Origin of the sequence: Facklamia sp. P12950, from assembly GCF_050409465.1 — a bacterium.
Lineage (GTDB): Bacteria > Bacillota > Bacilli > Lactobacillales > Aerococcaceae > Facklamia.
Genome location: NZ_JBNUPK010000002.1, coordinates 207,005 through 221,209, shown reverse-complemented (window position 1 = coordinate 221,209; position 14,205 = coordinate 207,005). Strand labels below are relative to the sequence as shown.

9 protein-coding genes are annotated in these 14,205 nt (G+C 38.0%); all 9 read left to right on the top strand.

Annotation, left to right across the window (positions count from 1 at the left end):
• Positions 1-3 precede the first annotated feature (3 nt).
• The 9 genes from smc (at position 4) to mutS (ending at position 14,191) form a co-directional block, all read left to right on the top strand.
• Positions 4-3,570, top strand: a complete 3,567-nt coding sequence (gene smc, locus ACQV2Q_RS02990) for a chromosome segregation protein SMC (RefSeq protein ID WP_428881884.1) — start codon at positions 4-6, stop codon at positions 3,568-3,570.
• A 5-nt stretch (positions 3,571-3,575) separates the two neighbouring features.
• On the top strand, positions 3,576-4,385 hold the full coding sequence (locus ACQV2Q_RS02985; protein WP_428873740.1) for a Cof-type HAD-IIB family hydrolase: 810 nt from the start codon (positions 3,576-3,578) through the stop codon (positions 4,383-4,385).
• Positions 4,386-4,400: 15 nt separating this feature from the next.
• Positions 4,401-5,426 (top strand): signal recognition particle-docking protein FtsY, encoded by a 1,026-nt coding sequence (gene ftsY, locus ACQV2Q_RS02980; RefSeq protein ID WP_428881882.1) that lies wholly within the window; start codon positions 4,401-4,403, stop codon positions 5,424-5,426.
• An 81-nt stretch (positions 5,427-5,507) separates the two neighbouring features.
• Positions 5,508-6,509, top strand: coding sequence for a helix-turn-helix domain-containing protein (locus ACQV2Q_RS02975; RefSeq protein ID WP_428876367.1), 1,002 nt, complete (start codon positions 5,508-5,510; stop codon positions 6,507-6,509).
• Positions 6,510-6,512: 3 nt separating this feature from the next.
• Positions 6,513-7,094, top strand: coding sequence for a CDP-diacylglycerol--glycerol-3-phosphate 3-phosphatidyltransferase (pgsA, locus tag ACQV2Q_RS02970; protein ID WP_428873737.1), 582 nt, complete (start codon positions 6,513-6,515; stop codon positions 7,092-7,094).
• Between the two features lie 95 nt (positions 7,095-7,189).
• Positions 7,190-8,467, top strand: coding sequence for a competence/damage-inducible protein A (locus ACQV2Q_RS02965; RefSeq protein WP_428873736.1), 1,278 nt, complete (start codon positions 7,190-7,192; stop codon positions 8,465-8,467).
• A gap of 44 nt (positions 8,468-8,511) precedes the next feature.
• Positions 8,512-9,573: a recombinase RecA gene (recA, locus tag ACQV2Q_RS02960; protein WP_428874803.1), complete on the top strand. Its 1,062-nt coding sequence runs from the start codon at positions 8,512-8,514 to the stop codon at positions 9,571-9,573.
• Between the two features lie 252 nt (positions 9,574-9,825).
• On the top strand, positions 9,826-11,388 hold the full coding sequence (rny, locus tag ACQV2Q_RS02955; protein WP_428874802.1) for a ribonuclease Y: 1,563 nt from the start codon (positions 9,826-9,828) through the stop codon (positions 11,386-11,388).
• Positions 11,389-11,626: 238 nt separating this feature from the next.
• Positions 11,627-14,191 (top strand): DNA mismatch repair protein MutS, encoded by a 2,565-nt coding sequence (gene mutS / locus ACQV2Q_RS02950; RefSeq protein WP_428881881.1) that lies wholly within the window; start codon positions 11,627-11,629, stop codon positions 14,189-14,191.
• Positions 14,192-14,205 lie beyond the last annotated feature (14 nt).

The window sequence follows — 14,205 nt, the reverse complement described above, 5'->3', positions numbered from 1 at the left end:
TGTTTGTATTTAGAAAGAATCGAAATGACTGGTTTCAAATCTTTTGCTGATAAAACAGTCATTAATTTTGATCAGGGCATGACAGCAATAGTCGGTCCCAACGGTTCAGGTAAATCGAATTTATCTGAAGCCATTCGTTGGGTCTTAGGAGAACAATCGGCTAAATCCTTGCGTGGTAACAAGATGGAAGATGTTATCTTTAATGGTTCACTCGATCGAAAGCCAGTCAATATTGCTAAAGTATCCTTGGTTTTAAATAATGAGGATCGTTATATTGATATGGACCCCAAAACGATTACGATAACGCGTCAATATAACCGTAATGGTGAGAGTTATTTTTTTATCAATCAAAAAAATGTTCGCTTAAAAGATATCACTGATTTGCTGTTGGATACAGGCTTAGGTAAAAATTCTTTCGCCATGATTTCCCAAGGTAAAGTCGAGTCCATCTTTTTAAGTAAACCAGAAGAAAGACGAGGAATTTTTGAAGAAGCAGCTGGTGTACAAAAATATCAATACCGCAAACAAGAAGCTCAAAGAAAATTGCTGCGGTCACAAGACCATTTGAACCGTGTCAGGGATATTTTACATGAATTAAAAAATCAACTGCAGCCACTTAAAGAACAAAGAGAAAAGGCTTTGACCTACCAAGAGAAAGCGGCCCAATTGAAAGAAGAAGAAATATCCTTATATACCTTTCAAATACAAGACTTTAAAGCTAAATGGCAACAAGCCAAGGACCACTACCAACAAATAAAAGCTGAATTAGACCGAGTTAAGAATGATCAAAAAACTTTTTCGCAATCAATCGATGATAAACAGAACCAATTAGACTTGATAAATCAAAGCATTGATCAAGAAGAGATGGAAAGTCGAAAACTTATCCAATTGATTGAGAGATTAAAGGGCCAAATTGAAGTGTTTCAGCAAAAAATGCTTTATGCCAATCAATCCAGTCAAGAAAGAAAACTAAATCAAGATCGCTACCAAAATCAATGGGTTGACCACCAAAAACAACAAGAGGCCCTTAATCAAAATTTAAACTCATTAGAAGAAGGTATTCGAAAAGCAAAAGAAGAAGTAAAAGCATATAATCAACAACTTAATGACTTTCAAGCGCTAAAGAATGAAGAGTTAGATCAGTTAAGGGGAGAATTGATTGACTATTATCGTCAAGAGTCGGCTATAAAGAATCGCTTGCAACAATTTGATAAATTTAGCCAACAATTCGATCAACGCAAGGAAAGCTATCAAGACCAAATCAAGGAAAATCAAATTCAAATCCAAGCTCTTGAAGACCAAGAAGTTAGCTATCACGATCAAATAAAACAAGTGAAAGCAGACTTAGAAAGCCTTCAAACTGAAGGGGAAAAGGCCCACCAAGCATTGGATCAAGCCCAAGCCAATCGTGATCAATTAAGGAAAGTAATCTACCAAGCAGACCACCAAATCCAAATGCTCCACTCCAAGTATCAAAGCTTGCTACAAATGCAAGTGGAATATGCCGGCTATTACCAAGGAGTCCGAGTCGTGATGAACCACCGTGATCAACTACAAGGAATCATTGGAACGGTAGCCGAATTAATCGAAGTTGAAAAAAACGATCAAGTTGCTATCGACATTGCTTTAGGAGCTGGTTTGCAAAATATTGTTGTAGAAAATGACCAAGCTGCTAAGCAAGCTATATCACTTTTAAAAAACAAAAGAGCCGGACGAGCCACCTTTTTACCAAGAAGTAATATGAAAGCTCGGACCCTAAAGGCCCATCACCAAGAGCTACTCCAACAAAACCAAGGAGTGGTGGGGATTGCTAGTGAACGAGTTTCTTATAAAGCAGAAAATCAGCGAGTGATTCAGCAGTTATTAGGGTCTACAGTGATTGTTGATACACTTGAAAATGCCCAGTCACTTGCTAAGGCTAGCCATCAACAGTTAAAAATCGTAACACTTGAAGGCGACTTGATCCTTCCTGGAGGCTCTGTTACAGGGGGAAGAAATAAGCATAAGTCACAATCTGTAATGGGGCGCTCTCAAGAGATTGCAAGCCTTGAAAAAGAGTTGAAAGAACTAAAAAAGAGTCAAAAAGAACAAGTGGCAACTTTTGAAAGGTGTGATCAGAAGGTTTCGCAATTTCAAACGGCTTATCAAAAAGCTTTATCAGATCACCAACAACTTAGTCAAGACCACCAAAAATTGCTGAATTTAATTGAAAATATACAGTCACAGCGAGATCAAAAAAATAAACATCTATTGATTTTAACCGATGAATTCAAGCAAATGACTCAAGATTTTGAGACTTCTCACCAAGATTTTCAAGCAGCTGAGCAAGACTTACAAGCTCTAAAGGCTAAAATTGAAGAAGTCCATCAAACCATTCAATCCATGCAATTGTCTCAATCGGAAAAACAAATGAAGATTGGGCAACTTCAAGCCGACTTGAATGAAAGCAAAACCAATTTAGCGCTTTTGGAAATGGAAACCAAACAAAAAAGAGAAAGCCTGCAAAATGAAATTAAGCAAGCACAAAATTTAGAAGAATTAATTGCTTCCAGTCAACAGTTAGAAGAAAGTGACTGGAATGAAGTTCAAAACTTAGAAAAATCAATCAGTCAATTTAAAATGGATTTAAGCCAAGCAGAAGGCGATTTAGACCAAGTCAACGCTGATTTAAGCGTTCTACGCCAAGACCGCCAGAGTTTAAATGAAAGTTTAAGGAGTCATCAGCAGGCCTTAAAAAATAGCGAAGATCAACTTCAAAATCAATACCAAGCAGAGGCCAAATGCCAAGCTAAGATTGAAAGATATGAAGATCAGATGGATCAAGATTTACTCTATCTTAATGAAACCTATGCCTTGTCGTTCGAAGCAGCTACTCAATTAGCCCAGCCTGTAGAATCTGTTGCTCAGGTAAAAGAAGTGGTTAAAAAGTTGCGTAAGGAAATTGATCAATTAGGACCTATCAACTTAGCAGCAATTCAAGACTATCAAGAAGTGGATGAACGTTATCAATTGTTATTTGAGCAAGAAAATGACCTGTTAACAGCTATGGAGCAGCTAAATAATACCATTGATGAAATGGATTCAGAAGTGGGTAGTCGCTTTAAAGAAGCCTTTCAAGCTATTAACCATCAATTTCAAAAGACCTTCACTCGTTTATTTGCTGGCGGTAAGGCTAAGTTAGAATTAACCGACCCGACCGATTTATTAACTACCGGTGTCGATATTATTGCTCAACCACCCGGTAAGCGTAAGCAAAACTTAGCCCTCTTATCAGGAGGCGAAAGAGCTTTAACGGCCATTGCTTTATTATTTGCTATTTTGGAAACAAAGACCGTTCCATTTGTGGTTCTAGACGAAGTGGAGGCAGCTTTAGATGATGCCAATGTTTACCGTTATGGGGAATACATTCAAAACTTTACCCAAGAAACGCAATTTATTGTCATTACCCACCGCAAAGGGACCATGGAATATGCCGATATTCTATATGGAGTGACTATGGAACAAACCGGTATTTCTAAACTAGCAGCGGTGAAAATGAATGATTTTGTAGCATTAGACCATCAGGAGTAGATAAAATGATTCAATTACTAGCCATCGATTTAGATGGAACCTTATTAAATAGTTCCAAAGAAGTTACAGCTAAAAACCTTGAAGCACTTGATTACGCTCAAGAGCGAGGCGTTAAAGTCGTAATATGTACAGGTAGACCTTATTCAACCATGCATCATTTAATCGATCAAATCGGCTTAAAAAGTGAGGATGATTATTTAATTCTATATAACGGTGCCTTTGTTCAAAGAATTAGTGATGGGCAAGTCTTAATACAAGAAGAGTTAAGCAGCCAAGATCTTCACTCATGGTATCGAGAGTTAACAACTTTAAATTTACCTTTAAACGTTCTAGACCAGGATTTAGTTTATGAACCCTTAACTTACCCAAAAGGTTATGAAAGTTTTTATGTGGGCAATGTTTCTACAGCCCCCCATACCAAAATTGATTTTAATGATTTTGATGAAGCCCATCGTTTTATGAAATTTGTGGTCACGATTGATGAAGCCCATTTATCGCGGCAAATTCCACTGTTAAATAAAGAACTTGTCAGTCAATATACCCTATCAAGATCCCATCCTTTCCAATTAGAAATTATGAAAGCGGGAGTCAATAAAGGAAATGCTTTAAAAAAGTTGTCTGATCAGTTAAATATTCAACCTTCTGCTATAATGGCAATAGGAGATCAGATGAATGATGAGCGCATGATTGAATTTGCTGGTCTTGGAGTGGTGATGGGAAACGGCGCAGAGACTTTAAAGCAGAGGGCTGATTTCATTACTTTATCCAATGATCAAGAAGGTGTCGCTCATGCAATTTATCAATTTATTCAATAGAATGGAGGAAGTCATATGGGATTGTTTGATCGCATCAAACGTGCTTTTACAGGTGAAGATAAGGTTGTAAAAGAAGAGGTTTTAGACCAAGAAGAACAGATTGTCTTTGAGAAGTATGATAAAGGGATGGAAAAAACACGTAAATCCTTTTCTGACCGCATCACGGATTTATTTACTTCTTGGCGCGAATTAGATGATGAATTCTACGATGATCTAGAAGAAATCTTAATTTCAGCCGATGTTGGCTTCAAAATGACTCTAGCTTTAACGGATGCTATTCGTGATGCAGTAGAAGCTGAAAATGTTCATAAAGCTCAAGATGTTAAGCGTGTTATGTTAGAACAAATGGTGGCAATTTATGAAAAAGACCAACCAGTCAATCCTGATTTAATTGAAAATCCAAACGGGCCAACCGTAGTCTTATTTGTGGGGGTCAACGGGGTAGGCAAGACGACTTCTGTCGGTAAAATTGCTTATAATTTAAAACAATCCGGACATAAGGTTTTAATGGCTGCTGCCGATACTTTTAGAGCAGGTGCAGTTGAGCAACTAAATGTTTGGGGAGAGCGCTTAGGAATACCAGTAGTGACCGGAGCGGACCAAGGAGACCCTGCTTCTGTAGTTTTCGACGCTGTGAAAAAAGCCAATGCGGAAGAGTACGATTACCTTTTAGTTGATACAGCAGGGCGTTTACAAACTAAAGCAAATCTCATGGCTGAATTAGCTAAAATGAAACGGATTATCGAAAGAGAAAATCCGAATGGCGTACAAGAAGTTCTCTTGGTTTTAGATGCAACAACCGGACAAAACGCCTTAATTCAAGCGAAACAATTTAATGAAGCAACCGAGATCAGTGGACTAGTCTTAACAAAATTAGATGGGACAGCTAAGGGGGGCGTCATTCTTTCTATTCGCCATGAATTAGATATTCCAGTTAAATATATTGGTTTGGGTGAACAAGCGAGTGACCTACAAGCTTTTGACGCTGAGAAATATATGTATACGCTTATTCGTGACTTACTTGAGAAAGAAGCCAACTAAACTTAATTAGGGACTTTTATCTGACCCAAGGCTTTTAACTGTGCTATAATGTGAATGATAGAGATAGAAGGGGTCATAATTATGAGTGAATTAGGAACAAGATTACGTGAAGCACGCGTAAATAAAGGGTATACACTTAATACCCTGCAACAAATGACTAAAATTCAAAAAAAATATTTACAAGCGATCGAAGAAGGCCAACTGGAAGAACTACCGGGAAACTTCTATGCCCGAGCCTTTGTGAAACAGTATGCCGATATGGTAGGTTTAGATGGAGATACTCTTTTAAAGGAATATGCTAGTGAGTTGGAAGTGCAAAACAATGAAAGCAGTCCGATAAGAGAAGAAGAGGCTGAAATGCCAAGTCGGTTACGTAGCCGTCATTTAAATGATGAATCGAATCGGATGGAGAAAATCCTCTCTTATATTCCCATGGCTATTCTATCAGCAATTATTATCTGTATTATCGGTATCTTAATTTATACCATTCGTCAGATTTCAACGGAAGATAATCAAGTCGCTCAAACCAATAATAATGCTGATGTCTTAGAAATTGTTAAGCCGTCGGCTAATCCAGTCGATGGATCGACAAAAGAGCCAGAGGTGACTGAAAAAGCTAATAACAAAAAAGACTTAGCGGAAAACCAGCTTTTAGTTGGAAAAGAAGTAATTACTGAAATCTCTCAAGCTGGCGAGATTAAAACCTACCAATTAGAAGGTCCAATTGAAAATTATCAATTTGGTGCCAAAGGAAATGCCTTTGTTTGGGTCGGTATTTATGAAGAAGGAAGTATGGTAGTTGACCAAACGATTTCTAAAGATGAAGTTTTAGAACATCAAGCCAATGATACAACCAAGACTGTGCGGATGGAATTAGGTTATCCAGAAGGGGCTCAATTTATAGTCAACGGTAAAACAGTTGAGCCTGATCCGAGTGTTCCTGGCGTTATTATCTTTAAAGTTAAAGATGAAACGGCCTCTTCAACTGAAGAGCTAGCCATTGATGAGCTGGGAGAAAAGAATGAAGAAACTTCTTATGAAGGTCCAGCGGTATTAGACCCCAATTATTCATCAGGAGAGTAAATTATGAACATTGCTAATCGTTTAACTGTTTTTAGAATATTCTTAATCCCTATCTTTGTTTGTCTTTTAACTTTACCTTTGGATTGGGGCAATCTAACACTGTTAGGAACGACTCTTGCTACCCCTTACTTTATTGGGGGGCTCGTATTTGCCATAGCATCCTTTACGGACTATTTGGATGGTTACTTAGCGCGAAAATTACATTTAGTCACTTCCTTTGGTGTCTTTGCGGATCCAATGGCAGACAAGCTGTTAGTCATTGCAGCACTTATCCTGTTGGTTGAACACCAATTCATCCCAGCTTGGATCGTTATTATTATTATTAGTCGTGAGTTATTAGTGACCGGTTTAAGAGTTCTACTCGCTCAATCTAATGGTAAAGTAATGGCAGCGGCCTGGCCTGGAAAAGTTAAAACCTTCAGTCAAATGTTTGCCATTTTGTTCTTTCTTTGGAATAATGCTGGCTTTACATGGTTGCCTTTCTCATTGGCACATTTTTTAATGGGAGTTGCTTTATTCTTTACTGTATATTCAGGTGTAGAATATTTTTATAAAGCGAGACATCTTTTTACCGATATTAAGTAGATTATTTTCATTAAAAGTCATCGTTTTGATGGCTTTTTTTTAAAGAAAACACCTTTTTTAATTTTAATAGGTATATATAAAATGGAGGGCCTGCAATGAAGTTAGAAATTATCACAGTGGGGACCGAATTGGTTCAAGGACAGACCATTAATACCAACGCAGCACTACTAGCTCAAGCATTTGCTTCAATAGGTATTTTGTCTTTCAACCAACAAGTGGTAGACGACAATCCAACGCGACTTGAAGAAGCAATTAGAATCGCTGCGACTAGAGCAGAACTAATTGTTTTAGCTGGTGGGATAGGGCCGACCCATGATGATTTAACCAAAGAAAGTTTAGCCCACTTTCTTGGTCAAGAATTAATTGTTGATTTTCAACAATGGCAATACATTCAAGATTATTTTAAAAAACAAAATCGTCAACTTTCACCCTTAGAGTATAAACAAGCTTTAACCTTTAAAGAGGGGTATTGTTTTCATACAGAAGATGGCTTAGCCTGTGGCAGCTTATATTTTGCTGCTGATGCTAATCAATATTACCTATGTTTACCAGGCCCACCTAGTGAGTTAAAGGCCATGCTTGAAAAAGAAGTTTTACCTTATTTTAAAGAAAAAATTGACCAGACCATAGCAATTAAATCCATCTATTTAAATTTTTATGGGATTGGCGAGTCGCAAGTGGCCCATATATTAGATCCAATTATTAAAAAAACAAAAGAGCTGGAAATCGCGATTTATGCTAAGCCTAGACATATTCGCCTAGTCTTGAATCAAAAGCAAGAAAAAATAGCTGACAATAACCAATTATTAGATAAAACAGCCCAGCAAATAATCGCTAAATTAAAAGACTATTACATAGGTGAAGGAAGAGAACATACTATAGAAGCTTATTTGATTGATCGATTGAAGCAGCTGAATCTCACTCTTTCTGGTGCTGAGAGTTTAACAGGAGGTAAAATGCTCAGTCGCCTCACTCAGATTCCAGGTGCTTCAACAGTCATAAAGGGTGGCTTTGTGGTCTATCAAGCGCAAACCAAGGTAGATTTGTTATCGGTTGATCCTATGATAATTGAAGAATATTCAGTCTATAGTGAGCAATGCGCTTGTGCTATGGCCGAACAATGCTTAAAATTAAGTGGCAGTGACCTCGCTCTGGCTTTAAGCGGAGTAGCAGGTCCGGGCTCTGATCAAGGACATCCAGCTGGAGAAGTCTATCTGGCTTGTGCAAGTAAAAATCGTCCGACCGAATGGCAGAAACTCATGCTTCCCAATCGAGGGCGCGACTATGTACGGGACTTGGCCACTAATTATGGTTATGAATTAATTAAGAGAGTAGTCGAACAAAAGTTCGCAAAAAACTTGAGTTTGGACTAAATAATTGTTAAGATAAGATTACCTTGATGAACGGAGGAAATAATATGGTAGATGCCAACAGACAAAAAGCCTTAGATCAAGCGCTAAAAAATATAGAAAAAAGTTATGGAAAAGGTGCAATCATGCGTTTGGGTGATCGAACAAGCGTTGAAATTGATACAGTTCCTTCAGGCTCCCTCGCCCTAGATGTGGCCCTTGGAATTGGCGGTTATCCTCGAGGACGGGTCATTGAATGTTATGGACCGGAATCTTCTGGTAAGACTACTGTTGCCCTACATGCCATTGCATCTGTCCAAAAGAAAGGGGGCTTAGCTGCCTTTATCGATGCTGAGCATGCTTTAGATCCTGTTTACGCTGAGAAATTAGGAGTTGATATTAACGAATTATTACTCTCTCAACCAGATACAGGAGAACAAGCTTTAGAAATAGCAGATGCCTTGGTCTCATCAGGAGCAGTCGATATTGTAGTGGTTGACTCTGTAGCAGCCTTAGTACCACGAGCTGAGATTGAAGGTGAGATGGGAGATTCGCACATTGGTTTGCAAGCGCGTTTGATGTCGCAAGCCATGCGTAAATTGTCCGGCTCAATTAATAAAACCAATACGATTGCTTTCTTTATTAACCAGATTCGTGAAAAGGTGGGTGTAATGTTCGGTAACCCAGAAGTAACCCCTGGTGGTCGTGCCTTGAAGTTTTATTCTTCTATTCGTCTTGAAGTCAGAAGAACTGAAAGCCTTAAGCAAGGCGGTGATGTGTATGGTAACCGGACACGGATTAAAGTCGTTAAAAATAAACTGGCACCACCGTTTAAAGAAGCCATGGTCGACATTGTTTATGGTTACGGTATTTCGCAAATTGGAGAGCTTGTAGACATGGCATCTGATTTGGATATTATTAACAAGGCAGGTTCTTGGTATTCATATAAAGAAGAAAGAATTGGTCAAGGACGCGAAAGTGCTAAACAATTCTTAGAAGATAACCCACACATCTTTGAAGAGATTGATCAACAAGTTAGACAGCATTATCAAATTGGTGGACATTCGGCAGTAACTTCTGAAGAAGCCGATGAAGAAGCACTAGAAAAAATTAAAGAAATTAAAAAATAATTTTTTGAGATATTTTTTTAAAACTAGCAAAACGCAAATTATAAAGCTTAAAAAGGCCCCTCAATCCAATGAGGGTCTTCTTTTTTATAAAAAAAGCGTCAGAAAAATTTGAGGCTAAATAGTCATAATGATCCTTTGAATTATTTGACTATGGCTGCGATTAAAAGTATTATAAAAGTTGTGGAAAGCCACGATTAATTTTTACACCATATTAATTAATGAAAAAACTAAATAGATACGGAGGTGACTCTTATGGAAAATTTGATTCCACTCGCCTTCGCTATCGTTGCTTTAATTGCTGGTTTTGTTATTGGTTATATCGTTAAACAAAAATCAGATGAAAAAAATATTGCGGGTGCAAAAGCAAATGCCGAAGCAATTATTGATGATGCGATAAATCAAGCCCAAACTTTAAAACGCGAAGCGCTTTTTGAAGCGAAGGAAGAAAATATCAAATACCGTAATGAGATTGAAAACGAGCTGAAAGATCGTCGCCAAGAAGCGACAAAATTTGAAAATCGTTTAATTCAAAAAGAAGAAAACCTGGATAAGAAAAGTAATACTTTAGATAATCGTGAATCTCTATTAGAAAATAAAGAAGCAGATTATTTAAAACGTAAAGATGAATTGGTTGAAAAGGAAAGTGAAATTGAACAACTTATCTTAAAAGGCCAAGAAGAATTAGAAAGAATTGCTATGATGTCAAGAGATGATGCAAAAGAAATCATTCTTAAAGAGACAGAAGAGACACTTTCTAACGAAATGGCTGTCATGATACGTGATGCTGATCAAAAAGCTAAAGAAGAAGCGGACCGTAATGCGAAAGAAATCATTCTTCAAGCTATTCAACGTTCGGCAACAGACCTAGTCACAGATAATTCTGTATCGGTTGTGCACTTGCCAAATGATGATATGAAGGGTCGGATTATTGGTCGAGAAGGACGGAATATTCGCACCTTAGAAAGTCTAACAGGTATCGATTTAATTGTAGATGATACACCTGAAACAGTCGTTTTAAGTGGCTTTGATCCAATTCGTCGAGAAATTGCTAAGCTCGCTCTTGAACATTTAATTCAAGATGGCCGAATTCATCCTGCTAGGATTGAAGAAATGGTTGAGCGGGCACGTAAGGAAATGGATGAGCGCATCCGCGAAGTCGGTGAAGAAGCTGTCTTTGATGTTGGTATTCACGCTATTCATCCTGATCTAATTAAAATTATCGGTCGTTTAGCTTACCGGACTTCCTATGGTCAAAATGTCTTAAAACACTCTGTTGAAGTTGCAAAGTTAGCAGGGGTAATGGCCGGTGAATTGAATGAAGATGTAGTCTTAGCCAAAAGAGCGGGCTTACTTCATGATATTGGTAAAGCATTAGACCAAGAAATTGAAGGTTCTCACGTTGAAATTGGTGCAGAAATTGCTAATCGTTATAAAGAAAATGAGGTAGTTATTAATGCAATTGCTTCTCACCATGGCGATACTAAAGCAACTTCTGTTATTTCAGAACTAGTCGCAGCGGCTGATGCCTTATCTGCTGCAAGACCAGGTGCACGAAGTGAATCCTTAGAAAACTACATTCGTCGCTTGAAACAATTGGAAGAAATCGCCAATGAAAATGAAGGCGTTACTCAATCCTATGCTATCCAAGCAGGTCGAGAAGTACGTGTGATTGTCGCTCCAGACAAGATCAATGATGCTAAAGCGGCTGCTTTAGCAAGAAGTGTGAAACAACGCATTGAAAATGAAATGAAATATCCAGGAAATATTAAAGTAACGGTGATACGCGAAATACGAGCCGTAGAGTATGCGAAATAAAGACAAGGCACAACCCCTTTTGGAGTTGTGCTTTTTATATCATGATAATGATGAGAGCTTTTGCTAAAATAGAGCTAGTCAAAACCTTTACTTCTAAGAGAACCTTTGCTTAAATCTCAAATTGTTATTAATTAATTATTAACAAGCAAGTAGAAAGAAAGCTTATTTGGCTTATGTCATTATCATGATATCAATTCAAAACCAATCAACGATTAAATGAACTAGAGGATGAGTAGCCATGTCAAGTAAAGAAACCCCTATGATGCAACAATATCTATCCATTAAAGCCAAGCATCAAGATTCCATCTTGTTTTTTCGTTTAGGCGATTTTTATGAAATGTTTTATGAAGATGCTATTACTGCTGCAAGAGTATTAGAAATCACGCTGACTTCCCGTAATAAAAAAGCCCAAGATCCAGTGCCCATGTGTGGGGTTCCTTATCATTCAGCCACCGAATATATCCGTCGTTTAATCCAAGAAGGCTATAAAGTGGCTATTTGTGAACAATTAGAAGATCCACGACTCACCAAAGGAATGGTCAAAAGAGATGTTGTTCAAATCATTACACCAGGAACCATTTTGGTCGACCAAGCACTCAAACACAAAGAAAATAATTACCTAGCCGCTTTTTTAAAAGCAAAAAACACTTACCATTTGGTTTATGTTGATATTTCAACGGGTCAAAGTCGGATGACTCAAACAGAAGATTGGAATCAATTTGTCAGTGAAATTCAAACGGTTAAACCCAGTGAGTGGATTATCGATGAGGAAGGAAGATCAGGTTTTAGCCAAGAAGAACTGAGCCTACTGCAAGAAAGGATTACGGCTTTTAAATCAACCTTTACACCTGCCGCTTTAACAGAAAATTTCTTTAAGCTAAAAGAGGCAAGCCCTGTTCAAACAGAACTTTTAAAATACTTATCAGCTTATCTTAAATCGATACAACCCCATGCTTTTGATTATTTAAAAGAGGTAGAAGAATACACCCTATCTGCCTATTTACAGATGAATCAATACACTAAGGTGCAATTAGAATTAACCGAATCTTTAAGAACTCAAAAGCGAAAAGGGTCTTTATTGTGGCTGATAGACCGCACGCAAACGGCCATGGGAGGAAGACTATTACATCAGTGGTTGGATAAACCCTTATTACAAAAACAAGCTTTAATTAGCCGCCATCAAAAGGTAGCCGGTTTAATTAATCATTACTTTCTTCGCCTTGAATTAATCAATATTTTAAAAAATATCTATGACCTTGAACGCTTGGTAACAAAACTATCTTTACAGACTGCCAATGCTAGAGAAGTTGACCAATTGCGCCAGTCTTTAAAACAAATACCTCTTCTTAATCAGTATCTCCAACAATTGAACGAAAGCATGGATTCAGTGGATCAATTTCAAGCCTTGCCTGAATTTAATGAGCTTTTGGCTATTATTAATGAAGCTTTGGTCGATAATCCACCAATTTCATTAACAGAAGGTAGAATCATTAAAGACCGCTATCATAAGCAGTTGGATGGTTATCGTGATGCTTTAGATAATGGTGAAAGTTGGCTAATTGATTATCAAGAGCGTGAACGTCAAAGAACCGGCCTAAAAACCCTGAAAGTAGGCTATAATAAAGTCTTTGGCTATTACTTAGAGATGAGCCGTCTGCAAGCACAAGACTTTGACGATCCGACTTATGTCCGCAAGCAAACGTTAGCTAACAATGAACGCTATATTACAGACGAACTTAAACAAATAGAAAGTACCATTCTGGGGGCCCAGGAAAAGGCTGAAAAGTTAGAGTACCATCTCTTTATTGAATTACGCAATCGTTTAAATACCTATTCTAGCCAATTGCAAGAATTGGCACAAGCGGTAGCCACTCTAGATGTTTTATGTTCTTTTGCTGAATTAAGTGAGGAAGAAAACTTCACCCAAGCTCATCTGTCTGATCAAAGAAAAGATTTTGAAATAAAAGAAAGTCGTCATCCCGTTTTGGAGAAGTTAATCGGACGCGCTAAGTTTATCGCCAATGACTTTGACTTAGACCAAGATCAATTTGTTCTACTATTAACCGGACCTAATATGTCGGGCAAGTCGACTTATATGCGTCAAATCGCCTACAGTGTGATTCTTAATCAAATCGGTTGTTTTGTCCCTGCTAAAGAGGCGAGACTGCCCTTAGTCGATCAAATCTTTACTCGGATTGGATCTTCTGATGATTTAACCAGTGGGCAATCCACCTTTATGGTAGAAATGATAGAGACCAATTATGCCTTACAAAACGCCACAGACCGCAGTCTTATCCTCTTTGATGAGATTGGTAGAGGAACCGCCACCTTCGACGGTATTGCCCTAGCGGAAGCGATTCTTTACCATATTGCTCAAAAAGTGGGGGCTGCTACCATTTTCTCTACCCATTATCATGAATTAACGGACCTTGACCAAACACTTTCTCAAATAAAAAACATTCATGTTGGAGCAGTGGAAGAAGCCGGTCATTTAGTTTTTCTCTATAAGATCTTAGCTGGACCAGCGGATAAGTCCTACGGCATTCATGTAGGACGCTTAGCAGGCCTGCCGGAATCAGTCTTGCGACAAAGTCAAGTGGTGTTGGATGAGTTAGAAGCTAATGCCAAGCATTTACGCAACCATCAAGTTGATCCAATAGATCTCTTGCCAATCCCTGAAGAAGAGCAAACTAAAGAAAGCTCTTCGAAGATTGAAACGGCTCTTGAAGCAGTAGATGTTAATCAAATGACCCCCCTAGATGCTTTAAATTTCTTAGCCCAATTAAAACAAGAATTGAAATAAAGAAAGGAGGCCGC